Source organism: Geodermatophilus siccatus, from assembly GCF_900103785.1.
GTDB lineage: Bacteria > Actinomycetota > Actinomycetes > Mycobacteriales > Geodermatophilaceae > Geodermatophilus > Geodermatophilus siccatus.
In genome coordinates, this window is sequence record NZ_FNHE01000007.1 from 126,904 (window position 1) to 153,003 (window position 26,100).

Below are 26,100 nucleotides of genomic sequence, written 5' to 3' on the forward strand. Positions count from 1 at the left end.
AACCACGCCCATGTGCGGCCTGCTCGCCTACCTGTCCACCGACGCCGACCGCGTCGACGACACCCGCGTGAAGGAGGTGCACGAGGCGCTGCACTGCCTGCGCCACCGCGGCCCCGACGAGATCCAGGTCTGGAACGACGCGCGCGTCGCCTTCGGCTTCAACCGGCTGGCGTTCATCGACATCGAGCACAGCCACCAGCCGATGCCCTACGCCGACGGCCGCTACCGGATCGTCTTCAACGGCGAGATCTACAACTACGTCGAGCTGCGCCAGGAGCTCGCGGCACTGGGCGCGCGCTTCGCCACCGAGGGCGACACCGAGGCGATCGTCGCCGGCTACCACTACTGGGGTCAGGACGTCGTCCGGCGGCTGCGCGGCATGTTCGCCTTCGTCATCTGGGACACCCGGACCGGGACGGCGTTCGGCGCCCGCGACCCCTTCGGCATCAAGCCGCTGTTCACCGCCCGTCTCGCCGACGGCGCGCTGGTCTTCAGCTCCGAGAAGAAGGCGCTGCTGGAGATGCTCGGCGGCAGCGACGCCGCGGGCGGCGTGGACTCCGCCTCGCTGCAGCACTACCTGACGCTGCAGTACGTCCCCGAGCCGGCGACGCTGCACCGCGGCATCCGGCGGATCGAGAGCGGCACGAGCTTCACCGTGGAGGACGGCGAGCTGCACACCAGCCGCTACTCCCACCCGACCTTCCCCGTCCGGCCGGTCGCCGCGGACGAACAGCAGGGCCTCTACGACCGCATCGCCGCGGTGCTCGACGACTCGGTGCGGGTGCACATGCGCGCCGACGTCACCGTCGGGTCGTTCCTCTCCGGCGGCATCGACTCCACCGCGATCGCCGCGCTGGCCAAGCGGTACAACCCCGACCTCATGACCTTCACGGTCGGCTTCGAGCGGGAGGGCTACTCGGAGATCGACGTCGCCGCCGAGTCGGCGGCCGCGATCGGCGTCGAGCACGTGACCAAGGTGGTCACGCCCGAGGAGTTCGCCGAGTCGATCCCGCTGGTCGTCTGGTACCTCGACGACCCGGTCGCCGACCCCGCCCTCGTGCCGCTGTACTTCGTGGCCCGCGAGGCCCGCAAGCACGTGAAGGTGGTGCTCTCCGGCGAGGGCGCCGACGAGCTGTTCGGCGGCTACAACATCTACCGCGAGCCGCTGTCGCTGGCGGCGTTCGACAGGCTGCCGGGGGGCATCCGCCGGGCGCTGGGCGCGCTGTCGGCGAGGCTGCCCGACGGCATGCGCGGCAAGGACCTGCTGCGCCGCGGCTCCATCCCGCTCGAGCAGCGGTACTACGGCAACGCGCGCATCTTCCGGGACGACGAGCTCGGCTTCCTCGAGCGCCGCGACCCCGACCTGTCGCACGTCGCCGTCACCCGGGAGCTCTACGAGCGGACCCGGGCGGCGGGCTACGACGACGTGACCGCGATGCAGTACGTGGACCTGTTCACCTGGCTGCGCGGCGACATCCTGGTCAAGGCCGACAAGATGACCATGGCCAACTCGCTCGAGTTGCGGGTGCCCTTCCTCGACCCGGAGGTCTTCGCGGTCGCCGGCACGCTGCCGGTCGACCAGCGGGTCACGAAGGAGACGACGAAGTACGCGCTGCGCAGGGCGCTGGAGCAGATCGTGCCGCCGCACGTGCTCAACCGCCGGAAGCTCGGCTTCCCCGTCCCGACCCGGCACTGGCTGGCCGAGGACCTGCACGACTGGGCGCGGCAGGTCGTCGAGGAGAGCCAGACCGACGAGTGGCTCGACCGGCGGCAGATCCTCTGGATGCTCGACGCACACCGCGACAACCACCGGGCCGGCTCGCCGGTCGACCTCTCCCGCAAGCTGTGGACGCTGCTGGTCTTCATGGTCTGGCACGGCGTCTTCGTCGAGCAGCGCATCAAGGTCGACGTCCCCGAGACGGTCTACCCCGTCCGGCTGTAGTCCGGGGACGACGGAGGCCCGGTCCCTCCCGCGGGAGGGACCGGGCCTTCGTCGTGTCAGCGGTGCGGTCCGGGGGACCGCGGTGTCACCGGCTCAGCTGAAGGAGTCGCCGCAGGCACAGGAGCCGGTGGCGTTCGGGTTGTCGATCGTGAAGCCCTGCTTCTCGATCGTGTCCACGAAGTCGATGACGGCGCCGCCGAGGTAGGGGCCGCTCATCCGGTCGACGATGACCTCGACCCCGCCGAAGTCGTAGGTCTGGTCGCCGTCGAGGAACCGCTCGTCGAAGAAGAGCTGGTAACGCAGGCCCGAGCAGCCGCCGGGCTGGACGGCGATGCGCAGGCGGAGGTCGTCGCGACCCTCCTGGTCCAGCAGCGCCTTGACCTTGGCGGCAGCGGGGTCGCTGAGGATGACGCCGGTGGCCGTGGTGTCCTGCACCGTCATGTTGGAAGTCCTCCCACGTTCGAGGGTGCCTGCTGCGGCACGTCCTGCAGCAGGCCAACACCGCCGGAGCGGAGCCTCTTCCCACTGTACGGCGTGGAGTGCCGTGCGGACCGGGATCGGCCGAGGTCACACGTAGACTCGCCGTCGTGAAGCTCCGCCTGCCCGGGCGCCGCGACCGCACCGAGGCCGCCCCCGACCCCGCCGCCGACCCGACCACGCAGCTGGTGAAGACGGGCGGCAAGGGTCGGCCCACGCCCAAGCGCCACGAGGCCCAGGGACGTCGTCCCGGCCCTCCCCCGCCGCCTCCGCAGACCCGCAAGGAGGCCTACAAGCGGATGCGCGAGCAGCGGGCGGCCAACCGCGGGGCCACCCGCGCCGGCGCGGCGCGGGGCGACGAGGGCTACCTGCCGGCCCGCGACCGCGGCCCGGTCCGCAAGCTGGTCCGCGACGTCGTCGACGCCCGCCGCAACGCCGGCAGCTTCTTCCTCTTCGTCGCCGCGCTCGTGCTCATCGGCAACTTCGTGCCCAACGAGCAGGTGCGCAGCTACACCGTCTCGATCTGGCTGGTCTTCTTCCTGCTGATCATCGCCGACTCGATCGTCCTGGGCCGGCGGATCAAGAAGAAGGTGCTCGAGCGCTTCCCGAACCAGGACCACAGGATGAAGGGCCTGGTCTGGTACGGGATCAGCCGCGCCACCATGGTCCGCCGCTGGCGCTTCCCGAAGCCCGAGGTCCGGCTGGGCGCCCAGGTCTGAGGAAGGACTACGCGTCAGGGTCCGTTCCAGCACGTCACCACGCTCGGGACGCCCGGGCGGGCCCGCCGGGCTAGCGTCGGCGCCCGTGGAATCCCGACGACTGGGCCGCTCCGGCCTCAACACCTCCGCGATCGCCTACGGCAACTGGCTGACCCACGGCGGCCAGGTCGAGGAGGACGCGGCGCACGCCTGCGTCCGCGCCGCCCTCGACGCCGGCATCACCACCTTCGACACCGCCGACGTCTACGCCGGCACCCGGGCCGAGTCGGTGCTCGGTCGCGCCCTCGCCGGGCAGCGCCGCGAGGGGCTCGAGGTCTTCACCAAGGTCTACTGGCCGACCGGCCCGGGCCACAACGACCGCGGCCTGTCCCGCAAGCACGTCCTCGAGAGCTGCCACGCCTCGCTGCGGCGGCTGCAGACCGACTACGTCGACCTCTACCAGGCGCACCGCTACGACCCGACGGTGCCGCTCGAGGAGACGATGACGGCCTTCGCCGACCTCGTCCGGGCCGGCAAGGTGCTCTACATCGGCGTCTCGGAGTGGAACGCCGAGGAGATCGCCGCCGGCGCCGCGCTCGCCCGCGACCTCGGCGTCCAGCTGATCAGCAACCAGCCGCAGTACTCGATGCTGTGGCGGGTCATCGAGGACGAGGTCGTGCCCACCTCCGAGAAGGAGGGGATCTCGCAGATCGTGTGGTCCCCGCTGGCGCAGGGCGTGCTCACCGGCAAGTACCTGCCCGGCCGGCAGCCGCCGGCCGACAGCCGGGGCGGGCACGCGGAGGTCGGCGGGTCGATGCGGCGGTTCCTGCGGGACGACGTCCTCACCGCGGTGCAGGGACTGCGGCCGGTCGCCGAGGACCTCGGCCTGTCCATGGCGCAGCTGGCCATCGCCTGGGTGCTGCAGAACCCCAACGTCGCGGCGGCGATCATCGGCGCGACCCGGCCCGAGCAGGTGCACGACAACGTGGCGGCGGCCGGGGTGACCCTCGACGCCGACGTCCTGGCGCGCATCGACGAGGTCCTGGGGGACGTCGTCGAACGCGACCCCGCCAGGACCGCCCGCGGCTGACGGAGGACCACCCTCCCCCACGCCTCGTCGGAGGACCCCGTCGGGAGCCTGGGGGGTGGCCGTTCCGGAGCGTCACTGGGCCCGCCCGACTCCGGTCGGGCGGCCTCAGGTGGCGGCGAGGCTCATCGGGCCGTAGACCTCCTGCTCGCCGTCGAAGAGCGTCACGGTCGCCACCCCCCGCTCGAGCAGGTCGCGCCAGTTCTCCCCCAGCCAGGACTCCGCGTCGCCCTGGTTGTCCGAACTCGGCACCTCCACCCCCACCGCGGCGGGGTCCAGCACCGCCCCCGAGGGGTCCTCCAGCCGCCAGTACCAGCTCATGCGCGCTGAGGTTAGCGAGCGCGTCACCGTCCCCGGAGTGTGACCCGCGCCTGGTTATCCCGGCGATCATCGGGGGCATGTGAGGACATCGACAGTCTCCCCCGGCTCGGAGGACCGATGACCGATCCGACGGCGGGCGCCACTCGCGCAACCGCCCCGCCCCCCGCCCCCGAGGACGCCTCGACCGGCCAGCTCATCAGCCAGCTGACCGAGCAGATCAGCCGGCTCGTGCGCGACGAGGCCCGGCTCGCCCAGGCGGAGGTGACCCAGAAGGCCAAGCGCATGGGCATCGGCGCCGGGCTGTTCGGCGGCGCCGGCCTGTTCGCCTTCCTCGGCCTGGCCGTGCTCATCGCCGCCGCCGTCCTCGCCCTCGCCCTGGTGCTCCCCGGCTGGCTGGCCGCGCTGATCGTCGCCGTCGTGCTCTTCGCCGTCGCCGGCGTGCTGGCACTGGTCGGCAAGAAGGACGTGGAGAAGGGCACCCCGCCGGTGCCCACCGAGGCCATCGCCAGCACCAGGACCGACATCCAGACCGTGAAGGAGAGTGCGCGCCGGTGAGCACCCCAGCCAGCCGAGGCCCCGACGGGACGACGAACGGCCAGCCGCCGGCGAGCGACCCCGACGCCATCAAGGCCGAGATCGAAGCCACCCGGGCACAGCTCGGCCGCACCGTCGACGAGCTCTCCCACCGCCTCGACGTCCCCGAGCGGGCGAGGGAGAGCGCCTACCGCGCCCGCGACACCGCGGTGGAGACCTATCGCGAGAGCCCGCCGGCGGTCATCGGCGCCGGTGCCGGCGTGGCCGCGCTGCTCGGCCTGCTGGTCTGGCGCCGCCGGACGAAGGACCGCCGGGTCGCCGAGCGGGAGGCCAAGCGTGCGGCGAAGCGCGCCGCGAAGGTGGCCGCCGCCCGTCGCGCCGCAGCCGAGAAGGCGGCACGCAAGGCGGCGAAGCAGAGGGCGAAGAGGACGGCGAAGGCCCGCCGGGCCAGGAGGAGGACCAAGTGAGCAGCAGCAAGGGAGCCAAGCTCGCCTACCGGCCGATCGGCCTGCTCGGCGGCGTCCTGGCCGGTGTGGTGTCCGGTGCGGTCTTCAAACAGGTCTGGAAGCGCGTGTCCAACGAGGACGACGCCCCGGACGCGCTGCAGAGCGAGTACTCGATGAAGGAGGTCGTCCTCGCCGCGGCGCTGCAGGGCGCCATCTTCGCCGCCACCAAGGCGGCCATCGACCGTGCCGGCGCCCGCGGGTTCACCAAGCTGACCGGCAACTGGCCGGGCGACTGACGTGGCCGGCACCCGACACCGCGACAGCGCCGTCGACCGCATCCGCGAGCGGGTCGAGGAGAAGGCGGCCCGGCGGGCGGCCGCGCGGGCTGCGGAGGCCAGCGGGCCGGACCCACGGGCGAGCGAGCCACCGCCGGGGGCGCCCAGCGAGCAGCAGCTGCCCGGCATCACCGCGGACAAGCCCACCGACATCCCCTGGCGGGGGTGGAAGCAGATCGTCCGGCGGGCGTGGGCGGAGAACAACGCCGACAACATGCCGATCATCGGCGGCGGCGTGGCGTTCTTCGGGTTCCTGGCGATCTTCCCCGCGCTGATCGCGATGCTGAACATCTACGGGCTGGTGGCCTCCCCGGAGACCGTCGCCCGGCAGGTCGAGGACCTCTCGGCACAGCTCCCGGAGAGTGCCGCCCGGCTGATCGGGGACCAGCTCAACAGCATCGTCACCAACAGCGGTGGAGCGCTCAGCTTCGGCCTGGCGGTCTCCGTGCTCGGTGCGCTGTGGAGCGCCTCCGGTGGCGTCGGCAACCTCGTGACGGCGGTGAACCTCGCCTACGACGAGGTGGAGACGCGCGGCTTCGTCAAGCGCAAGGCCGTCTCGCTGGGCCTGACCCTGGGCGCGATCGTCTTCGTGCTGATCACCTTCGCGCTCGTCGCGGTGGTCCCGAACCTCCTGGACGTGCTGCCGCTCGGCCCGTTCGCCACCGTCCTCGCGCAGGTGGTCCGGTGGGTCCTGCTCCTCGCCGTCTTCGCGGGGTCGCTGGCCGTGCTGTACCGCGTCGCCCCGGACCGGGACGCCCCGAGGCTGCGCTGGGTGAGTCTCGGCGCCGTCGTCGTCACCGTGATCTGGGCGATCGTGAGCCTCGGCTTCAGCATCTACGTCGACAACTTCGGGTCCTACGACAAGACCTACGGGGCCATCGCCGGCGTGATCGTGCTGATGCTGTGGCTGTACCTGACCTGCTACCTGATCCTGCTCGGTGCGGAGATCAACTCCGAGGCCGAGCACCAGACGGCGGAGGACACCACCCAGGGTCCGCCGCAGCCGATGGGCCAGCGCGACGCCACCATGGCCGACTCGCTGCCCGACCCGCCGGTACCCACCAAGGAGTCACACCGCAGCGCCTGAAGCAGGCCCCCCCCTGCCCCCCACCGCTCGCAGGCTCGCGGCGGGACTCTGCACGGGGGCCTAGCGCACGTGCGAGGGGACGAAGGGCGGCCGCACGACCTGCACTGTCTGCGGCCGCCCGCGCACGTCCACGGCCAGCTCGCTGCCCTCCTCGACGCCCGAGGCGGTGTCCAGCAGGGCGAGGGCGATGCCGGTGCGCAGGGACGGCGAGAAGGTGCCGCTGGTGACCTCGCCGACCCGGGTGCCGTCGGCGTCGAGCACCGCCATGCCCGGCCGCGGGATGCCCCGCCCGGTCGCCCGCAGCCCCCACAGCAGGCGCGCCGGACCGGCCTCCTTCTCCGCCAGCAGCGCCTGGCGACCCCAGAACGCCGGTTTGCGCCAGCCCACCGCCCAGCCGGCGCGGGCCTGCACCGGCGTGATCTCGGTCGAGAGCTCGTGGCCGTGCAGCGGGTAGCCCATCTCGGTGCGCAGCGTGTCGCGGGCGCCCAGCCCGCACAGCCGCAGGCCCTCGTCCTGACCGGTCTCCACCAGCACGTCCCACAGCTCGCCGGCGCGGTCGGCACCCACCAGCAGCTCGTAGCCGTGCTCGCCGGTGTAGCCGGTGCGGCAGACGGTGACCTCGGCCGAGCCGCCGCCCACGCCGGTCACGAAGGACATGTACGGCAGCTCGCCGGGCAGCCCGAGGAACGCCAGCAGCTGCGATGACCGGGGCCCCTGCACAGCCAGGACGGCGACCTCGGTGTGCCGGTCGGTGACCGTCACGCCGGCCGGTGCGGCGTCGGTCAACCGGGCCACCACCTCGGCGGCGTTGGCGGCGTTGGGCACGAGCAGGACGTCGTCCGGGCCGTGCAGGTAGACGATCAGGTCGTCGACCACTCCCCCGGCCCGCGGGTCGCCGTCGGGCAGGCAGCACATCGTGTACTGCGCCTGGCCCGGCCCGATGCGCGACAGGTCGTTGGTCAGGCAGCTGTCGACGAAGGCCGCCGCCCCCGGGCCGCGCACCGTGGCGGTGCCCAGGTGCGAGACGTCGAACAGGCCCACGCGGGTGCGGACGGCCTCGTGCTCGGCCAGCACCCCGCCGCCGGCGTACTCGATCGGCATCGACCAGCCGCCGAAGTCGGCCAGCTTGGCGCCGGCCGCGACGTGCCGGTCGTGCAGGGGGGAGGTCCGCGCGGTCACACCGGCACGCTATCCGGCGACGTGCTGGAACGGCCCACGTGCAGGGGCCCGCGCCGACCCCGTCCAGAGGCTCGCCCCGAGCTCGCGAGGGGTGAGGAGGACGGGGTCCCCCGACTTCTAGGATCGAGCGGTGCCGCCGACGATCTCCGCCACCGACCGCCCGCTCGAGAAGCTCTCCGCCGACGCCGTCGTCGTCGGCGTCGGGAAGGGGCCCGACGGCCCGCTCCCCACCCCCGGCGCGGAGGCCGTCGACCGGCTGCTGGGCGGCCGCCTGCTGCCCGCCCTCGCCGACCTGGGCGCCCGCGGTGCGGAGGACGAGGTCACCCGGGTCGCCGCGCTCGGCCAGGGCCCGTTCCCGGTCGTCGCCGCCGTCGGCCTCGGCGCGCCCCAGGCCGGGGGCGGGTACGCCGCCGAGGCGGTCCGCCGGGCCGCCGGTGCCGCCAGCCGGGCGCTGTCGGGTCGCGCGTCGGTGGTCACCCTGCTGGCCGCGGTCGGCGGGACGCCCGACGAGCTGCGCCTGCACGCCGTCGGCGAGGGCAGCCTGCTCGGCGCCTACGAGTTCACCGCCTACAAGTCCGACTCCGCCGGCCGGCCGCTCCCACCGCGGGAGTTCGCCGTCGTCGTCCCCGACACCGGGGCCGCGAAGGGACCGCTGGAGCGCGCCCGCGCCGTCGCCGACGCCGTCGCGCTGGTGCGCGACCTGGTCAACACCCCGCCCAACGACCTGTTCCCCGCCGAGCTCGCGGCGCGCGGCGCCGCGGCGGGCAAGCGCGCCGGGCTGGACGTCGAGGTGCTCGACGAGGCGGCCCTGGCCGCCGGCGGCTACGGCGGCGTCCTGGCCGTCGGCGGCGGCTCGACCCGTGGGCCCCGCCTGCTCCGGCTGACCTACCGCGGGAAGAAGGCGCGCAGGAAGGTCGCACTGGTCGGCAAGGGCATCACCTTCGACAGCGGCGGCCTGTCGATCAAGCCGGCCGCGAACATGCACCACATGACCAGCGACATGGCCGGCGCGGCCGCCGTGATCGCCACGGTCTGCCTGGTCGCCGAGCTCGGCCTGCCCGTCGAGGTCACCGCGACCGTGCCGATGGCCGAGAACCTGCCCAGCGGCTCGGCCTACCGCCCCGCCGACGTGGTGACCTTCCGCAACGGCAAGAAGGCCGAGATCACCAACACCGACGCCGAGGGCCGCGTGATCCTCGCCGACGCCCTGGCCCGGGCCGCCGAGGACTCCCCCGACGCGATCCTGGAGACCTCCACGCTCACCGGCGCGCAGCTGGTCGCCCTCGGCTCGCGCACCGCCGGCGTCATGGGCAGCGACGACATGCGGGACGCCGTCGTGGCCGCCTCGACCCGCAGCGGCGAGGCGATGTGGGCGATGCCGATGCCGGCCGAGCTGCGCCGCGGGCTGGACTCGCCGATCGCCGACTTCGTCAACGCCAACGCCGACCGGATGGGCGGCATGCTGGTCGGGGCGCACTTCCTCGCCGAGTTCGTGCCGGACGGGCTGCCGTGGGCGCACATCGACATCGCGGGCCCGAGCTACAACACCGGCACGCCCTGGGGGTACACCCCCAAGGGCGGGACCGGCGTGCCGGTGCGCACGCTGCTGGCCACCATCGAGGACCTCATCGCCGACCGGTGACGTGGTGGAACGGCCACAGGCAGGGGCCCGCCGCGAGCGTCAGCGAGTGGTGGGGGGCCTGTGGTCCTTCGACCAGTCCCGCATCCGCTGCGGGTAGCCGGTCACCTGCGCGTCGTAGACCGGGATGCCGAGCTCGCGGGAGAGCCGCCGGGCGGTGTCCGGGCCCTCGATCCGGCGCCGGGTCCACTCGCCGTCCGCGGCGACCAGGACGATCGTGGTCTCGGTGACCGCCGTCCGGGGCTCGACGTACCCCTCCACGCCGCGCCGGCTGGCGACGAACTGCTCGAGGTGGGCGACGTCGGCCCGGCCGGAGCCCCGGTCGAGGGTGCCGCGGCCGGGTGCCCGCCGCCGCAGTCGGCCCCAGAAACCCATGCCCGCTCCCGTCTCGACCGGGTCGCGTCCGCACCGCGACGTCGCGGTGGCAACGGTGCTGCCCACGGCCGCGTTCCCGGAGTGGCAGGATGGGCGCGGACCTTCACCCGGCCGCCTGGACGCGGGCGGGACCCCGGCACCCGAGGAGAACTCGTGAGCGCACCCACCTCCCCCGCCGACCTGGTCATCCTCGGTGGTGGCTCGGGTGGCTACGCCGCCGCGCTGCGCGCCGCCGAACTGGGCATGTCCGTCGTCCTCGTCGAGCGGGACAAGGTCGGCGGCACCTGCCTGCACCGCGGCTGCATCCCCACCAAGGCCCTGCTGCACGCCGGCGAGGTCGCCGACCTGGCCCGTGAGGGTGAGCAGTTCGGCGTCAAGACGTCACTGGCCGGCATCGACATGGACGGCGTCAACAGCTACAAGGACGGCGTCATCTCCCGGCTCTACAAGGGCCTGCAGGGCCTGATCAAGAGCCGCAAGATCCAGTACGTGGAGGGCGAGGGCCGGCTGGTCTCCCCCACCGCGGTCGAGGTGGGCGGCCAGCGCTACGAGGGCCGCCACGTCCTGCTGGCGACCGGCTCCTACGCCCGCTCGCTGCCCGGCCTCGAGATCGACGGCACCCGGGTCATCACCAGCGACCACGCGCTGAACATGGACCGCGTGCCGGCCTCGGCGATCATCCTCGGTGGCGGCGTCATCGGCTGCGAGTTCGCCAGCGCCTGGAAGTCCTTCGGCGTCGACGTCACCATCATCGAGGCCCTGCCGCACCTCGTCCCGCTCGAGGACGAGGCCTCTTCCAAGCTCCTGGAGCGGGCCTTCCGCCGCCGCAAGATCGGTTTCGAGCTCGGGAGCCGTTTCACGGGCGTGCAGAACACCGAGAACGGCGTCAAGGTGTCGCTCGAGAACGGCAAGGAGTTCGAGGCCGAGCTGCTGCTCGTGGCCGTGGGCCGCGGGCCGGTCAGCCAGGGCCTGGGCTACGAGGAGGCCGGTGTCGCGATGGAGCGCGGCTACGTGCTCGTCGACGAGTACCTGCGCACCAACGTGCCCACCATCTCCGCCGTCGGCGACCTGATCCCCACCCTGCAGCTGGCCCACGTCGGCTTCGCCGAGGGCATCTTCGTGGCCGAGCGGCTGGCCGGCCTCGAGCCCGCCCCGATCGACTACGCCGGTGTCCCGCGGATCACCTACTCCGACCCCGAGGTCGCCTCGGTCGGTCTCACCGAGGCGCAGGCCAAGGAGCGCTTCGGCGAGGTCAAGACCCTCACCTACGACCTCGGCGGCAACGGCCGAAGCCAGATCCTCAAGACCGCCGGCGCGGTCAAGCTGGTGCAGGCCGTCGACGGCCCCGTGGTCGGCGTGCACATGGTCGGCAGCCGGGTCGGCGAGCTGATCGCCGAGGCCCAGCTGATCTACAACTGGGAGGCCGAGGCCGACGACGTCGCCGCCCTCATCCACCCGCACCCGACGCAGAGCGAGGCCCTGGGCGAGGCCCACCTCGCGCTCGCCGGCAAGCCGCTGCACGTACACGGCTGACCTCCGCACCACTCCCCCACCCACCCGCGCCAGAAGGAGCCCCGCCCCGATGCCGACCTCCGTCACCATGCCCGCCCTGGGCGAGAGCGTCACCGAGGGCACGGTCACCCGATGGCTCAAGCAGGAGGGTGAGCAGGTCGAGGTCGACGAGCCGCTGCTCGAGGTCTCGACCGACAAGGTCGACACCGAGATCCCCTCACCGGCCGCCGGCGTGCTGAGCAAGATCCTCGTCGCCGAGGACGAGACGGTCGAGGTCGGTGCCGAGCTCGCGGTCATCGGCGGGGACGGGGGCGGGGGCGCGCCGGCCGGCCCGGCCTCGGCCGAGGACGCCGACACCACCCCGCAGACCCCCGTCGAGCAGGTCGAGGACGCCGGTCCCGGTCCGGCGGACGAGCCGCAGCCGGCCGCGGCCGCACCGGCCTCCGGCGACGGCGGCCAGGGCGGCGGCGGTCAGGGCGGCGGCGAGGGGACGCCGGTGACCATGCCGGCGCTCGGCGAGAGCGTCACCGAGGGCACCGTCACCCGCTGGCTGAAGTCCGTCGGCGACGAGGTGACCGCCGACGAGCCGCTGCTCGAGGTCTCGACCGACAAGGTCGACACCGAGATCCCCGCGCCGGTGTCGGGCACGCTGCTGTCGATCTCGGTGAACGAGGACGAGACGGTCGAGGTCGGCTCGGAGCTGGCCGTCATCGGCTCCGGGTCCGCCGGCGGGGGCGCCCAGGCGCAGGCCCCGGCTCCCTCTGCGCCGGCCCAGCAGGAGCCGCAGTCGCAGCAGGAGCCGCGACAGCCGGCGCCTCCCGCGCAGGCGACGCAGCCGACACCGCAGGCCGACCCGACGCCGCAGCGGGCCCAGCCGACCTCGGAGCAGCCCGGTGCCGACTACGGCTCCGGCGGCGTGCTGCCCAGCACCTCCCCCACCGACGCGCCCTCGCCGGCCCAGGCGGTCGCCCCCCAGGCGCCCGCGGCGCCGAAGACCCCCGCCCCGGCTCCGGCCGGTGACAGCGGCGGGGACGGTGGCGGGCAGTACGTCACCCCGCTGGTCCGCCGGCTGGCCGCCGAGCGCGGCGTCGACCTGTCCTCGGTGACCGGCACCGGCGTCGGTGGGCGGATCCGCAAGCAGGACGTGCTCGCCGCCGCGGAGAAGGCGGCTGCCCCGGCAGAGGCCCCGACCCCGGCCCCGGCCGCCGCCACCGGTCGACCGACCCCGAGCCCGTCGCCGGCCGCCCAGCCCGACACCTCGCTGCGCGGGCGCACCGAGAAGCTCTCCCGGCTGCGCACCGTCATCGCCCGCCGGATGGTCGAGTCGCTGCAGGTCAGCGCCCAGCTGACGACGGTCGTGGAGGCCGACGTCACGACCATCGCGCGGCTGCGGGACCGGGCCAAGCGCGACTTCGAGGCCCGCGAGGGCGTCAAGCTGTCGTTCCTGCCGTTCTTCGCCAAGGCGGCGGTCGAGGCGCTCAAGGCCCACCCGGCCGTGAACTCCTCGATCGACCTCGAGGCGGGCACGGTGACCTACCACGACGCCGAGAACTTGGGCGTCGCGGTCGACACCGAGCGCGGTCTGCTGGTCCCGGTCATCAGGGACGCCGGTGACCTGAGCATCGGCGGGCTGGCCCGCAAGATCGCCGACCTGGCCGAGCGGACCCGCACCAACAAGGTCACCCCGGACGAGCTCGGCGGCGGCACCTTCACGCTGACCAACACCGGCAGCCGCGGGGCGCTGTTCGACACGCCGATCATCAACCAGCCGCAGGTGGCGATCCTCGGCGTGGGCAGCGTCGTCAAGCGCCCGGTCGTCGTCCAGGACCCCGGCCTCGGCGAGGTGATCGCGGTCCGGTCGATGGTCTACCTGGCACTGACCTACGACCACCGGATCGTCGACGGCGCCGACGCCGCCCGCTTCCTCGTCACGGTGAAGGAGCGGCTGGAGGCCGGTCAGTTCCAGGGCGAGCTCGGCCTCTCCTGAACAAGGACCCCCTGCCCCATCGCCGGAGGGCCCCGTCGTCCTCATCCCCCGCGAGCTCGGGATGAGCCTCTCGCCGGGGCCAGCGACGGGGCCCTGCAGGGGTCCATCGGGGCCCCGGCAGCTGCCGGGGCCCCGATCGCGTCCGGCCCTGCCTGGAGGAGACAGATGAAGATCGCGGTCACCGGCTCCTCCGGGCTGATCGGCACGCACCTGGTGGCCGCGCTGCGCGCCGACGGGCACGAGGTGCTGCGGCTGGTGCGCCGGACGCCGCGGACGGCCGACGAGCACCGCTGGGACCCCCAGCACCGGCGGATCGACCCGACCCTGCTCTCCGACGTCGACGCCGTGGTGAACCTGGCCGGCACGCCCATCCGGCCGCGCCCCTTCACGGCCGGCTACAAGGAGCAGCTGCGCTCCAGCCGGCTCGACAGCACGGCCACGGTCAGCGAGGCGCTGGCTGCGGCGGCCGCGGCCGACCCGGGACGCCGTCGGGTGCTGCTCTCGGCCTCGGCCGTGGGTTACTACGGCGACACCGGGGACCGGGAGGTGCAGGAGGACGCGCCGCCCGGCAACGACTTCCTGGCCCGCCTGTGCGTCGACTGGGAGGCCGCCACCCGCCCCGCCGAGGACGCCGGCGTGCGCGTGGTGCACCTGCGCACCGGCCTGGTCGTCGGCCGCGACGCCATGCTGGTGCGCATCCTGGGCCTGGTCTTCCGGGCCGGCCTCGGCGGGCGCATGGGTTCGGGACGGCAGTACTGGCCGTGGATCAGCCTGGACGACGAGGTCGACGCGATCCGGTTCCTGCTGACCGCCGACGTCTCCGGCCCGGTGAACCTCACCGGCCCTCGCCCGGTTCCCAACGCCGAGTTCGTCCGCCGTCTGGCCGCCGCGGTGCACCGGCCGGCGGTCCTCCCCGTCCCCGGCCCCGTGCTGGCGCTGGCCCTGGGTGAGTTCGGCCGCTCCAGCGTGCTGGCCGGTCAGCGTGCCGTCCCCGCGGTGCTGGAGCGGGCCGGTTACCGGTGGACCCACCCCGACCTCGACGACGCGTTGCGCGCGGCGCTGCAGCGCGGCTGACCCGCATCACCCGACCCGCTCGGCCGACGAGATCCGCCACCCCTCGGCGGTGGCCTCGATCGTCATGCGCACCTCCGCCTCCCCGCGCCCGCCGACCGTGCGCAACGCCGGGCCCCCGGGATCGGCTGCTCGCACCACCTCGTAGTCCGGCCAGCGGTCCACCACCCGCAGGATCACGGGGCCCGCGCCGGGCGTGCCGCCGACCAGGGTCGCGCTGACCACCTCCGGTGCGAAGCCGCGCAGCGCCTCGCCGGCGGCGGTCAGGGCGGCCACGCTGTCCCGGTCGGCCGTGAGGAGGGTGCTGCCGTCGACGTACACGTCGTCGAGCAGCGGCGCGGCCCCGGTGGCCAGCGCCTCCGCCCGGCGCAGGTACAGCCTGCTGAGCCGGCCCTGCCAGTCGTCCTCGGGCGTGGCAGCGGCCTCCGGTGCAGCGGCTTCCGGTGCAGCGACTTCCGGTGCAGCGGCCTCCGGGGTCGGGGCCGGCGTCGTCTCGAGGGAACCCCCGGGCGGCCGGACCGGCGGTGGCGGGGCCGAGGTCTCCGGGGCAGCCGACGTGGGCGCGGCTGCAGAGGGGTCGGCCGCCGGCTCCGGCGTGCGAGGGGCACCGGCGGCGCGATCGGCCACGGGGGCCGGCGCCGGAGCTCTGCCCCACCAGCCGCCGAGCTGCACCCCGAGGACCACCACGACCACGGCCGCGACGGCCGGCAGCGCCCCTCGGCGCAGCAGCGGGCCGGACGCCGCGAGCCGGCCGCGCAGGCCGGTGCGGTCGGGCAGCACCTCGTCACCGGCCCGCCGGTGCCGCCCGGGGACCTGGTGGGTGAGCTCGGTGCGCGGACCACGGCCGGTGCGGGCGAGCTCCTCGTCGGGCACCCCGGCCTGCGGCAGCCGCACCGGCTCGGGACGGCAGGCGTGCCGCAGGTCCAGGGCGAAGGCGGCGGCCGATCCGCGGTCGTGCGGGTCGGCCGAGAGCCCGCGGGCGATGACGACGAGCAGGTCCGGCGGGGCACCGGGCGCGAGCTCCGCGAGGTCGGGCAGCTCGCCCTCGGCGGCCACCCGGAGCGTGTCGGCGGGCGTGGCGGCGTTCCACGGGGCGACCCCGGTCAGCGCGTGGAAGGCCGCGGCCGCGACGCCGAAGACGTCCGAGGCCGGGCCGGGCGCCCCACCGCGGGCCACGGTGGGGTCGACGTAGGCCGGCGTGACCTCACGGGCCGCCTCCTCCCCCAGCACCCGCGCCACCCCGAGGTCGGTGAGCACCGGACGACCCTCGGCGGTGAACACGACGTTGCCGGGCGAGAGGTCGCCGTGCACGACACCACGATCGTGCGCGTGTGCCAGGGCCGCGGCCACGGGAGCGAGGGCGGTGACCACCTCCCCGGGCCGCAGCCGGCCGCGACGGGCCAGCAGGGCGGCGAGGCTGCCGCCGGCGAGCAGGTCGAGGACCAGGGCCACCCGCGGCTGCCCACCGCGACGTGGCCCGTGCACCACCTCGTGCAGCCGGACCAGGTGCGGGTGGTCGAGCTCCCCGAGCAGCGCCGCCTCGCGGGCCTGCCGCTCGGCGTCCCCGGCCACCAGCAGCTTGACGGCGACCGCCGGACCGCCGGAGCGGGGCACCGCGCGCCACACCTCGCCGGAGCCGCCCCGCCCGAGCAGCTCCTCGAGCCGGTAGCCGGGGACGACGGGCGCGGGAGGGGACGCGGGCATGGCGGGCACCGTAGGCGCATGGGCCTGCACCTCGCCGACGCCGTCCACAGGCACCGGCTGGGTCCACAGACCCGCCCCGGACGGGTGGGACGGCGCCGGGCGTCCTAGGTTCGGGCCATGCCGCTGCCCGCCCGCGCCCAGGTCGTCGTCGTGGGGGCCGGGCTGGCCGGCCTGTCGGTGGCCGTCCGGCTGCGCGCTGCGGGCGTGGACGTGCACGTCGCCGAGGCGGCCGCGCACGCCGGCGGTCGGCTGGCCACCGAGCGGGTCGACGGGTTCGTCGTCGACCGCGGCTTCCAGGTGCTCAACACCGGCTACCCGCGCGCATCCGACCTCGACCTGGCGGCGCTCGACCTCGGCTGGTTCTGGCCGGGCGCGGTCGTCCGGGTGGACGGCCGGCGGTCCCGGCTGGTCGACCCGCGGCGACGGCCCACGGCCGCGCTGGACACGCTGCGCGCGCCGCTCGGCTCCCCGGTGCGCAAGGCCGCGATCGCCGTCTACTCGGCCCGGGCCGGCTACACGCCGGTCGAACGCCTGCTCCGGGACCGGGAGACGACCGCCGAGGAGCGGCTGAGGCAGGCGGGGGTGGGCGACACGGCGCTGGAGCGCTTCTTCCGGCCCTTCCTCGCCGGCGTGCTCCTGGAGGACCGGCTGGAGACCTCGAGCCACTACCTGGACCTGCTGTGGCGCAGCTTCGCCCGCGGCGCCATCGGGCTGCCGGCCCGCGGCATGCAGTCGGTCGGCGAGCAACTGGCCGCCCGGGTCGGGGCCGACCGCGTGCACCTCGGCGTCCCGGCGACGGCCGTGCGCGGCGACGCGGTCGTCACCGACAGCGGGCGCACCCGCGCCGACGCGGTCGTCGTCGCCACCGACCCCGGCACCGCCGCGGCGCTGGTCCCCGGGCTGACGGCGTCCGCGCCCCGCCAGGTCACCACCCACCTGCACGTGCTGCCCGCCTCCCCGACCGGGGAGCCGCTGCTGGTCCTCGGCACGCCGGGCGGGCGGCTGGTGAACAGCGCGGTGCTCACCGACGCCCAGCCCGCCTACGGCCCCGACGGCCGGGCGCTGGTGGCCAGCTCCAGCCTCGCCCCCACCCGCGAGGCCGACGTGCGGGCCGAGGTCGCCGCGCTGCACGGCATCGGCCCGGGCGACCTCGAGCACCTCACCTCGGTCACCGTGCCGCAGGCCCAACCGGCCGCCGTCCCGCCGCTGCGCCTGCGGCAGCCGGTCGACCTCGGCGGCGGGCTGTTCGTCGCCGGCGACCACCGCGACACCCCGTCCATCCAGGGCGCCATGGCCAGCGGGGCGCGGGCCGCCCGCGCCGTCCTGCGCACCCTGGGCACCGATCAGCGAGGAGCTGCCTGACCGTGCCCGCCACCGCCCCGACCATCCTCGCCACGAGCATCGGCTTCGACTCCCGGGGTCGCGGCCCCTACGACTGGGCGCCGGGGCCCGTCTTCGACCTCGCCCTCCAGCTGGCGGGTGCGCCCGAGCGCCCGCGCCTGTGCTACCTCGGCACCGCCACCGGCGACGACCCGGTGCGGGTGGCCGGCGTGTACGGCGCCTTCGCCGGCAGCGGGGTGCAGGTCAGCCACCTGAGCCTCTTCCCGATGCCCACCGTGCCCGACGTCCGCGCACACCTGCTGGCCCAGGACGTGGTCTGGGTCGGCGGCGGCAGCGTGGCCAACCTGCTCGCGGTGTGGCGGGTGCACGGACTGGACGAGGTCTTCCGCGAGGTGTGGCAGGCCGGTGTCGTGCTGGGCGGGGTGTCCGCCGGGTCGCTGTGCTGGCACGTCGGCGGCACCACCGACTCCTACGGCCCCGACCTGCGCCCGGTGACCGACGGGCTGGGGCTCATCCCGACGTCCAACGGGGTGCACTACGACTCCGAGGAGCAGCGCCGTCCGCTGTACCACCGGCTCGTGGCCGACGGCACGCTGCCCGGCGGGCACGCCACCGACGACGGCGTGGGGCTGGTCTACCGCGGCACCGAGCTGGTGGAGGCGGTCGCCGACCGGCCGGACAGGGCGGCCTACCGGGTGGAGCCGGGTCCCGACGGCACCGCGGTGGAGACCCGCATCGAGCCCCGGCGGCTGCGCTGAAGAAGGACCCCCTCCTCCCCACCCCTCGCAAGCTCGGGGCGGTGCCCGAGAGGGGGCCTAGGCTTGGTCGCGTGAGTGAGCTGCAGGTGATCCGGGCGGGCACGGTCCCCTACGAGGAGGCCTGGGAGCGCCAGCGCGCGCTGCACGCCGCCCGGGTGGCCGGCGAGGGGTCCGACACGCTGCTCCTCCTCGAGCACCCGTCGGTCTACACCGCCGGCAAGCGCACCGAGCCGCACGAGCGGCCCCAGGACGGCACCCCCGTGGTCGACGTCGACCGCGGCGGGAAGATCACCTGGCACGGCCCGGGTCAGCTGGTCGGCTACCCGATCGTCGCGCTGCCCGACCCGGTCGACGTGGTCGCCTACGTCCGCCGGCTGGAGGGCGCGCTCATCGAGGTCTGCGCCGGCTTCGGCGTCGAGGCCGGGCGGGTCGAGGGGCGCAGCGGCGTCTGGCTGCCGGCCGACGAACCCGGCCCGGGCAGCCGGTGGCGTCCCGAGCGCAAGATCGCCGCGATCGGCATCCGGGTGGCCCGCGGCGTGACGATGCACGGCTTCGCGCTCAACTGCGACCCCGACCTCGGCGCCTTCGGTGCGATCGTGCCCTGCGGCATCGCCGACGCCGGCGTCACCTCGCTGTCGGCCGAGCTCGGCCGTGACGTGACGGTCGACGAGGCCCTCGAGCCGGTCGAGAAGGCGATGCGCGCCATCCTGACCGTCTGAGCAACGTGTCGTGACGAGTGGAGCCGGAGGCTCCCACGAGGAACGACGACGAGGCTCCGCCCACAGGGGACGGCAGCTGGCCGCGGTGTCGTCCGATAGGACGACGATGTCACCGGCTCAGCCGAGGACGAAGTTGACCAGCCGCCCGGGGACGGCGACGACGCGGCGCACCGTCTTCCCGTCCAGGTGCGCGGCCACCTTCTCGTCGGCCCGGGCGGCGGCCTCCAGCGCGGCGGCGTCGGCGTCCGCCGGCACGGTCACCTGGGCCCGCACCTTGCCGTTGACCTGGACGGCGACCTGCACGGTGTCCTCGACCAGCCAGCGCTCGTCGGCCTCCGGGAACGGGTGCCAGGCCAGCGACTGCTCGTGGCCCAGCCGCGCCCACAGCTCCTCGGCGATGTGCGGGGCCAGCGGCGCCACCAGCAGCACCAGCGGCTCGGCGACCGAGCGCGGCACAGCGGAATCGGCGCCGTACGCCTGCGTCAGGTGGTTGGTCAGCTCGGTGATCCGGGCGATAGCGATGTTGAAGCGCAGCGTCGCCATGCCGTCGCGGACCCCGGCGATCGCCCGGTGCAGCGCCCGCAGGGTCTCCTCGGCCGGCTCGGCGTCGTCCGCCGTCCGGACCGCCCCGGTCTCCTCGTCGACGACGACCCGCCAGATCCGCTGCAGCAGCCGCTGCGAGCCGACGACGGCCTTGGTCTCCCACGGCCGGGACTGCTCCAGCGGGCCGGTCGACATCTCGTAGACCCGGAGCGTGTCGGCGCCGTACGCGGCGATCATCTCGTCCGGCGTCACCATGTTCTTCAGGCTCTTGCCCATCTTCCCGTACTCGCGGTTGACGGGCCTGCCCTCGTGGGTGAACCGGCCGTCCTCCTCGACGACCTCGGCGGCGGGCACGTAGAAGCCGCGCTCGTCGGTGTAGGCGTAGGCGGAGATGTAGCCCTGGTTGACCAGCCGGCGGAACGGCTCCTCGCTGGAGACGTAGCCCAGGTCGTGCAGCACCTTGTGCCAGAACCGGGCGTACAGCAGGTGCAGCACGGCGTGCTCCATGCCGCCGACGTACAGGTCGACGCCGCCGACGTCGCCGGGCTCGCGCGGGCCGAGCCAGTAGCGCTCCAGCTCCGGGTCGACCATCCGGGTGTCGTCGGAGGGGTCCAGGTAGCGCAGGTAGTACCAGCACGAGCCGGCCCAGTTGGGCATCGTGTTGGTCTCGCGCCGGTACTTCCGCGGCCCGTCGCCGAGGTCCAGCTCGACCGTCGTCCAGTCCGCGACGCGCGACAGCGGCGGCTCCGGCAGGGAGTCGGCGTCGTCGTCGTCGAAGGTCTTGGGCGAGTAGTCGTCGACCTCGGGCAGCAACACCGGCAGCATCGAGTCCGGGACGGCGATCGGCAGGTCGTCCTCGTCGTAGACGATCGGGAACGGCTCGCCCCAGTAGCGCTGCCGGCTGAACAGCCAGTCGCGCAGCTTGTAGGTGGTGGTCGCCTGGCCGTGGCCGTGCTCGACCAGCCAGTCGGTGATGGTCGTGATCGCGGTCGCCTTGTCCAGGCCGTCCAGCGAGATGTCCTCGTTGGACGAGTTGATCATCGGGCCGGCGCCGGTGTAGGCGCCGCCCTCGAAGTCGTCCGGCGGCTGCACCGTGCGGACGACGGGCAGCCCGAACACCTGCGCGAACTCGAAGTCGCGGGCGTCCTCCCCGGGGACGGCCATGATGGCGCCCGTGCCGTACCCGGTCAGCACGTAGTCGGCGATGAAGACCGGCAGCTCGCGGCCGTTGACCGGGTTCACCGCGGTGACGCCCAGCCAGACGCCGGTCTTCTCCCGCGCCTCGTTCTGCCGGTCCAGCTCGGAGCGGCGGGAGGCCTGCCGCTGGTACTCGCGCACCGCCTCGGCCGGGGTCGCCGCTCCGCCGGTCCACCGCGGGTCGGTGCCATCGGGCCACTCGGCGGCGGTCAGCGTCTCGACCAGGGGGTGCTCGGGGGCCAGCACCATGTAGGTGGCGCCGAACAGGGTGTCGGGCCGGGTGGTGAAGACCTCGATGGTCTCGTCGCCGCAGCTGAAGCCGATCCGCGCGCCGGTGGAGCGGCCGATCCAGTTGCGCTGCATCTGCTTCACCGAGTCCGACCAGTCCAGCCGGTCCAGGTCGGCCAGCAGCCGCTCGGCGTAGGCGGTGATCCGCATCATCCACTGGGTCAGCGGACGCCGGAACACCGGGAAGTTGCCGCGCTCGGAGCGCCCGTCGGGCGTGACCTCCTCGTTGGACAGCACCGTGCCCAGGCCCGGGCACCAGTTGACCGGTGCCTGGTGCAGGTAGGCCAGCCGGTGCGCGTCGACGACCCGGCGCCGCTCGACGTCGTCCAGCTCGGCCCACGGCCGGCCGGTGTCGTTCGTCCCGGGGGCGGGCTCCCGCGTGCCGGCGTCCAGCTCGTCGACCAGCTCGACGATCCGCCGCGCCCTCCCGGCCTGCTCGTCGAACCAGGACCCGAAGACCTGCAGGAAGATCCACTGGGTCCAGCGGTAGTAGCCCGGGTCGATCGTGGCGAAGGTGCGGCGCTCGTCGTGGTCGACGCCCAGCCGGCGCAGCTGCGCCTTGATGGCCGCGATGTTGGCCTCGGTGGTGATCCGCGGGTGCTGCCCGGTCTGGACGGCGTACTGCTCGGCCGGCAGGCCGAAGGCGTCGTAGCCCATCGGGTGCAGCACGTTGGCGCCGTCCATGCGGCGGAACCGGCTGGTGGCGTCGGTGCCCAGGTACCCCAGCGGGTGGCCGACGTGCAGACCGGCGCCCGAGGGGTACGGGAACATGTCCATCACGAAGTACTTGGGCCGGTCGGCGACCCGCTCGAAGCCCTCGGACAGCCGGCCCGTCGGGTTCGGGGTGTGGAACGTCCCCTCGGCCGCCCAGCGGTCCTGCCAGGCGAGCTCGATCCGCTGCGCCAGGGCGGGCGTGTAGCGGTGCGGCGGGACGTCCCCCGCCTGCTCGACGCTCGGCTGGTCGGCCGTCTGGCTCATCGTCGTGCTCCTGGTCCTCGAGTGCTCGTACCGGCGGCGGACAGCAAAAGACCCCTCACGCAGGAGGGGTCGCCGTGCTGACGGGGATCTCAGGTCAGCACGGCCGCGCGAGGAGGAGCCGCCTGGTCACGCCTCCGATGCTACCGCGCACCGGCGCCCGACCCCGCCTCACCCGCGGTGGGGAGGCCGGACGGGTGTCGGGTGGAGCCCGGCACGGCACCGGCCGATGTCCGTCGTGTGCGATCCACCTGGCACGCCACCGCCCCGTCCCGCAGCGCCCTCGGCCTGACGCTGACGGCCCTGGCCCTGTTCGCCACCGGGGTGTGGGGTCGGCCGGACGGCGGGACGTGGGCGATCGCCTACGACCTCGTCCTCTACAACGCCGTCTACGTCGGGGCGGCGTTCGGGTGCGCCGCCGCAGCCCGCCGGGCCGCCGACGACCGGCTGGCCTGGTGGAGCATGACGGTCGCGCTGGTCCTGGGCGTCGTCGGCAACCTGGTGTACTCGCTGGCGATCGCCCCGATGGCCGAGGAGCCGTTCCCCTCCGTCGCCGACGTCTTCTACCTCGCCTACTACCTGCCGCTCTACGTCGCGCTCGTCGGGCTGATCCGCGCCCGGGTGGCGCGCTTCCACGCCAGCATGTGGCTGGACGGGGTCGTCGGGGCCCTCGGCGCGGGCGCCGTCGCCGTCGCGGCCCTGCTCGCCCCGGCCCTCGAGCTGACCGAGGGCAGCGTGCCCGCGGTGCTGACCAGCCTGGCCTACCCGGTGGCCGACGTCGTGCTGCTCGCGCTGCTCGTCGGCGTGGGCGCCATCCTGGGCGTCCGGCGCGACCGGACGCTGCTGCTGCTCGGCGCCGGCATCGGGGCCAACCTCCTCGGCGACATCGTCTTCCTCGACCTGGCCACCGCGGGGGTGTACGTCGAGGGCGGGCCGCTGGACCTCACCTGGCTGGTCGCGATGGCGCTGGTCGCCCTCGCCGCGCACCACAGCGAGCCCGAGGCCGTGCGGGCGTCGGCCGAGGCGAGCGCGCGGGCGGCCACCCGGGTGGGCTGGCGAGTCCTGGCCGTGCCGCTGGCGTGCAACCTGGCCAGCCTGATGGTCCTCGCGACCGGCTACGGCGACCGGCTGCCCACGGCGGCTGCCTGGCTCGCCGTGGGCTGCGTCGTCGCCGCGCTGGTCCGCACCGCGATCACGTTCCGGGAGGTCCGCGCCTTCAACGAGGTCCGCGAGCAGGCCCGGACCGACGAGCTGACCGGCCTGCCCAACCGGCGGGCCTTCCTCGACGCGGCCCAGCGGGAGCTGGACAGCGCCACCGCCCGCCACCCCGCTGCCCTGCTGCTGCTCGACCTCGACGGCTTCAAGGAGGTCAACGACAGCCTGGGGCACCACGCCGGCGACGGCCTGCTGCGCCAGGTGGGCCCGCGGATGCGCGGCGCCCTGCGGACCTCGGACACCCTGGCGCGGCTGGGTGGCGACGAGTTCGCCGTCCTGCTGCCGCACGCCGCTCTGGACGAGGCGCAGGAGCGGGCCGAGCGGCTCCGTGAGCTGCTGCTGCAGCCGTTCACCGTCGAGGGGATCCGCCTGCACGTGGGCGTCAGCATCGGGGTCGCGACGGCACCGGTCCCCGCCGCCACGGTGGCCGAGCTGCTGCGCTGCGCCGACGTGGCGATGTACGCCGCCAAGGCCAGCCGGGACGGCGTGCGGGCCTACGTGCCCGACCCGGGCAGCGGCACCGGCGACCTGCTGCCCGCGGCCGAGCAGGCCGGCCTCATGCGGCCTCTCGCCGACCGGGTGCTCGAGCTGTCGCTCGAGGCCGTCGCCCGGTGGTGGCCGACCCGGCGGGTGCCGGTGTCGGTGAACCTGTCGGCGGCGAACGTCAGCGACCTCGACCTGCCGAGCAAGGTGGCGATGGCCCTGCTCCGCCACGGGCTGCCGCCCGCGGCGCTCACCCTCGAGCTGGTCGAGGACACCCTCATGGCCGACCCCGAACGTGGCCGGACCGTCCTGGCCGACCTGCGCCGGCTCGGCGTCCGGACGTCGATCGACGACTACGGCACGGGGTACAGCTCACTGGCCTACCTGCGCCACCTGCCGGCCGACGAGCTCAAGCTCGACCGGAGCCTCACCCGCGACGTCGGCAGCGACCCGCGGGCCGCGGCGATCGTCCGGCACACCGTGGCCCTGGCCCACGACCTCGGGCTCTCGCTGGTGGCCGAGGGCGTGGAGGACGACGAGACGGGCGTCGCGCTGGCCGCGCTGGGGTGCGACGTCGCCCAGGGGTACGCGATCGCCCGTCCCATGCCGGTCGAGGACCTGCTGACGTGGCTGGCGCGCCGGGAGAGCCCGCTGCAGTCGCTGTAACGAGGTGCGTCGGCCCAGCTGGGACGCCACCTCACGCCACCCGGTCAGGTGGTGGAGGTCGGCGGGGCCGAGGACCTGCCGGTGCCCCTGGCCGGTCCGGCCGGGCCGTCCCGGCCTCTCGTGGACGGCGTCCTGCCGCGGTCCGGTGGGGACGCGCGGCTGCACCCGGCGACGCTGCCGGGGCCTCGTCGCGCCCGCCGTCCCGGAGATCGCACCCGGGGTGTGCCGTCCCCGGCGACCGGGCAGGATGACCGCCGACACGATCAACCGGAGGTGCATCCCGTGTTCCGCAAGAAGACGCACGGCCAGATCATCGGCGAGGAACTGCAGGAGGGCCTCGCCCACATCGGCACGGCGGTGGCGGAGGCCCGGCGGGCAGCGACGGAACAGCTGGCACCGCACGTCGAGGCTGCCCGCGAGGCGAGCGGTCCGGCGCTGGACGCCGCCAAGGGCGCGGTCGTGCCCAAGGTCGCCGCCGCGGTGGCCGTCGCCGCGCCCGCCGTCGAGGCCGCCCGTGACGCGCTCACCCCGCGCGTGGAGGCGGCCCGTGACGCGGTCGGCCCCCGCGTGGAGGCCGCCCGTGACGCGCTCACCCCGCACGTGGAGGCCGCCCGCGACGCCGCCGTCCCCCACCTGACCGCCGCGGTGACCGCCGCGCAGGCCGCGGCCGCCAAGGCCGCCGCCGACCTCACCCCCCGCGTCGAGGCCGCCCGTGGCGCGGCCCAGAAGACGCTGGCGGAGGACGTCGTCCCCCGGCTGACCGCCGCCCAGGCCGCCACGCTGGCCTACGCCGCACCCAGGGTGCTGGCCGCCCGTGAGGCGGTCACGCCGGTGCTGGAGAACACCCGGGAGTCGCTCAGCTCCGGGCTGGGCAGCGCCCGCGACGAGCTCGAGCTGCGCCGCCTGGAGCTCGCCGCCGCCACGGCCAAGGCCGCGAAGAAGCGCGGTGAGCTGGAGAGGGCGGCGGCGAAGAAGCGCCGGGAACTGGGGAGGAAGGCCGCGAAGGCGGGTAAGGCAGGAAGGCGGAAGGTCGGGATCGAGCCCCGGCCGCGGCGCTGGCCGTGGCTGCTCGCCGTCCTCGGCATCGCCGCCGCCGTGGCGGTGGTGCTGCGCCGCCGCAGCGGCTCCGACGACCTGTGGACCCCCGCCCCCACCGGCGACGGGCCCGTGCCGAGCTACCGAGAGGACCCCGTGCCCAGCTCCCCGAGCAACTCCGGCAAGACCGTCTCGACCGCCCAGACCACCGCCGGGGACGCCACCCCGCCCGACACCGACGCGGGCTCGTGGGCGCAGCAGTCCAAGCCCACGGAGACCCCTGGCTCCGCCACCCCGGGCACCGCCACGACCAGTGCGGACGACCCGGCGCTGGACACCGCCACCGCCTCGCCGAACGACCAGCCGCAGACCGCCTCCGGCGGGATCGGCTCCGACTCCGAGGACCCGCGCAACCCGGCGACCTGACCCCGTCCCGCCCCTGAGCAGCAACGCCCGCCTCCGTCGAGGCGGGCGTTGCCGTCTCCG

22 protein-coding genes are annotated in these 26,100 nt (G+C 74.7%); 16 read left to right on the forward strand and 6 right to left on the reverse strand.

Annotation, left to right across the window (positions count from 1 at the left end):
- The first annotated feature begins 10 nt into the window (after window positions 1-10).
- Window positions 11-1,942 carry an asparagine synthase (glutamine-hydrolyzing) gene (asnB, locus tag BLS21_RS14350; protein WP_091219509.1) on the forward strand — a complete coding sequence of 644 codons (1,932 nt, stop codon included), beginning with the start codon at window positions 11-13 and terminating at the stop codon, window positions 1,940-1,942.
- 93 nt (window positions 1,943-2,035) lie between these two features.
- Here asnB and BLS21_RS14355 read toward each other — a convergent pair whose 3' ends face one another.
- A complete protein-coding gene (locus BLS21_RS14355) occupies window positions 2,036-2,383 on the reverse strand; it encodes a HesB/IscA family protein (RefSeq protein ID WP_072915689.1) in 348 nt (115 codons plus the stop codon).
- Between the two features lie 146 nt (window positions 2,384-2,529).
- On the opposite strand from BLS21_RS14355, the gene BLS21_RS14360 reads away from it, so the two are divergent.
- Together BLS21_RS14360 and BLS21_RS14365 are read left to right on the forward strand one after the other, a co-directional pair.
- Window positions 2,530-3,138, forward strand: a complete 609-nt coding sequence (locus BLS21_RS14360) for a DUF3043 domain-containing protein (protein WP_091219512.1) — start codon at window positions 2,530-2,532, stop codon at window positions 3,136-3,138.
- Window positions 3,139-3,223: 85 nt separating this feature from the next.
- Entirely contained in the window at window positions 3,224-4,207 is a 984-nt protein-coding gene (locus BLS21_RS14365) for an aldo/keto reductase family protein (protein ID WP_091219515.1), read from the forward strand.
- A gap of 105 nt (window positions 4,208-4,312) precedes the next feature.
- On the opposite strand, the gene BLS21_RS14370 is transcribed toward BLS21_RS14365, so the two are convergent.
- Window positions 4,313-4,525 carry a hypothetical protein gene (locus tag BLS21_RS14370; protein WP_091219518.1) on the reverse strand — a complete coding sequence of 71 codons (213 nt, stop codon included), beginning with the start codon at window positions 4,523-4,525 and terminating at the stop codon, window positions 4,313-4,315.
- Window positions 4,526-4,642: 117 nt separating this feature from the next.
- On the opposite strand from BLS21_RS14370, the gene BLS21_RS14375 reads away from it, so the two are divergent.
- From BLS21_RS14375 to BLS21_RS14390, 4 genes are read left to right on the forward strand one after another with little or no spacing between them, the layout of a single operon-like run.
- Window positions 4,643-5,080 (forward strand): phage holin family protein, encoded by a 438-nt coding sequence (locus BLS21_RS14375; protein ID WP_091219521.1) that lies wholly within the window; start codon window positions 4,643-4,645, stop codon window positions 5,078-5,080.
- Window positions 5,077-5,526 carry a DUF3618 domain-containing protein gene (locus BLS21_RS14380; RefSeq protein WP_091219524.1) on the forward strand — a complete coding sequence of 150 codons (450 nt, stop codon included), beginning with the start codon at window positions 5,077-5,079 and terminating at the stop codon, window positions 5,524-5,526. Before BLS21_RS14375 ends, BLS21_RS14380 begins: the two co-directional genes overlap by 4 nt.
- On the forward strand, window positions 5,523-5,801 hold the full coding sequence (locus BLS21_RS14385) for a DUF4235 domain-containing protein (RefSeq protein ID WP_091219527.1): 279 nt from the start codon (window positions 5,523-5,525) through the stop codon (window positions 5,799-5,801). The genes BLS21_RS14380 and BLS21_RS14385 overlap by 4 nt, the downstream gene beginning before the upstream one ends.
- A gap of 1 nt (window position 5,802) precedes the next feature.
- Window positions 5,803-6,927, forward strand: coding sequence for a YihY/virulence factor BrkB family protein (locus BLS21_RS14390; protein ID WP_091219531.1), 1,125 nt, complete (start codon window positions 5,803-5,805; stop codon window positions 6,925-6,927).
- A 60-nt stretch (window positions 6,928-6,987) separates the two neighbouring features.
- On the opposite strand, the gene gcvT is transcribed toward BLS21_RS14390, so the two are convergent.
- A complete protein-coding gene (gene gcvT, locus BLS21_RS14395) occupies window positions 6,988-8,106 on the reverse strand; it encodes a glycine cleavage system aminomethyltransferase GcvT (protein WP_091219534.1) in 1,119 nt (372 codons plus the stop codon).
- A 130-nt stretch (window positions 8,107-8,236) separates the two neighbouring features.
- Here gcvT and BLS21_RS14400 point away from each other — a divergent pair, with 130 nt between their 5' ends.
- Window positions 8,237-9,748, forward strand: coding sequence for a leucyl aminopeptidase (locus BLS21_RS14400; protein WP_091219537.1), 1,512 nt, complete (start codon window positions 8,237-8,239; stop codon window positions 9,746-9,748).
- 39 nt (window positions 9,749-9,787) lie between these two features.
- Here the strand turns inward: BLS21_RS14400 and BLS21_RS14405 are convergent, their stop codons facing one another.
- Window positions 9,788-10,120 (reverse strand): oxidoreductase, encoded by a 333-nt coding sequence (locus tag BLS21_RS14405; protein ID WP_091219540.1) that lies wholly within the window; start codon window positions 10,118-10,120, stop codon window positions 9,788-9,790.
- 153 nt (window positions 10,121-10,273) lie between these two features.
- On the opposite strand from BLS21_RS14405, the gene lpdA reads away from it, so the two are divergent.
- The 3 genes from lpdA (at window position 10,274) to BLS21_RS14420 (ending at window position 14,693) form a co-directional block, all read left to right on the forward strand.
- A complete protein-coding gene (gene lpdA, locus BLS21_RS14410) occupies window positions 10,274-11,653 on the forward strand; it encodes a dihydrolipoyl dehydrogenase (RefSeq protein WP_091219543.1) in 1,380 nt (459 codons plus the stop codon).
- A gap of 49 nt (window positions 11,654-11,702) precedes the next feature.
- Window positions 11,703-13,619, forward strand: a complete 1,917-nt coding sequence (sucB, locus tag BLS21_RS14415; protein ID WP_091219546.1) for a 2-oxoglutarate dehydrogenase, E2 component, dihydrolipoamide succinyltransferase — start codon at window positions 11,703-11,705, stop codon at window positions 13,617-13,619.
- 165 nt (window positions 13,620-13,784) lie between these two features.
- On the forward strand, window positions 13,785-14,693 hold the full coding sequence (locus BLS21_RS14420) for a TIGR01777 family oxidoreductase (RefSeq protein WP_091219549.1): 909 nt from the start codon (window positions 13,785-13,787) through the stop codon (window positions 14,691-14,693).
- A 6-nt stretch (window positions 14,694-14,699) separates the two neighbouring features.
- Here the strand turns inward: BLS21_RS14420 and BLS21_RS14425 are convergent, their stop codons facing one another.
- A complete protein-coding gene (locus tag BLS21_RS14425) occupies window positions 14,700-16,394 on the reverse strand; it encodes a serine/threonine-protein kinase (RefSeq protein ID WP_091219925.1) in 1,695 nt (564 codons plus the stop codon).
- Window positions 16,395-16,511: 117 nt separating this feature from the next.
- Between BLS21_RS14425 and BLS21_RS14430 the strand changes: the two genes are divergently transcribed.
- From BLS21_RS14430 to lipB, 3 genes are all read left to right on the forward strand, one after another.
- Entirely contained in the window at window positions 16,512-17,756 is a 1,245-nt protein-coding gene (locus tag BLS21_RS14430) for an FAD-dependent oxidoreductase (RefSeq protein WP_091219553.1), read from the forward strand.
- Between the two features lie 2 nt (window positions 17,757-17,758).
- Complete coding sequence (locus tag BLS21_RS14435) at window positions 17,759-18,493, forward strand: Type 1 glutamine amidotransferase-like domain-containing protein (RefSeq protein WP_091219556.1); 735 nt, start codon at window positions 17,759-17,761, stop codon at window positions 18,491-18,493.
- Between the two features lie 71 nt (window positions 18,494-18,564).
- Window positions 18,565-19,212 carry a lipoyl(octanoyl) transferase LipB gene (gene lipB / locus BLS21_RS14440; protein ID WP_091219558.1) on the forward strand — a complete coding sequence of 216 codons (648 nt, stop codon included), beginning with the start codon at window positions 18,565-18,567 and terminating at the stop codon, window positions 19,210-19,212.
- A 117-nt stretch (window positions 19,213-19,329) separates the two neighbouring features.
- On the opposite strand, the gene leuS is transcribed toward lipB, so the two are convergent.
- Window positions 19,330-22,218: a leucine--tRNA ligase gene (gene leuS / locus BLS21_RS14445; RefSeq protein ID WP_091219561.1), complete on the reverse strand. Its 2,889-nt coding sequence runs from the start codon at window positions 22,216-22,218 to the stop codon at window positions 19,330-19,332.
- Window positions 22,219-22,455: 237 nt separating this feature from the next.
- Between leuS and BLS21_RS14450 the strand changes: the two genes are divergently transcribed.
- Together BLS21_RS14450 and BLS21_RS25180 are read left to right on the forward strand one after the other, a co-directional pair.
- Window positions 22,456-24,579: a putative bifunctional diguanylate cyclase/phosphodiesterase gene (locus BLS21_RS14450; protein ID WP_091219564.1), complete on the forward strand. Its 2,124-nt coding sequence runs from the start codon at window positions 22,456-22,458 to the stop codon at window positions 24,577-24,579.
- 282 nt (window positions 24,580-24,861) lie between these two features.
- A complete protein-coding gene (locus BLS21_RS25180; protein WP_091219567.1) occupies window positions 24,862-26,040 on the forward strand; it encodes a hypothetical protein in 1,179 nt (392 codons plus the stop codon).
- The last annotated feature ends 60 nt before the right edge of the window (window positions 26,041-26,100 follow it).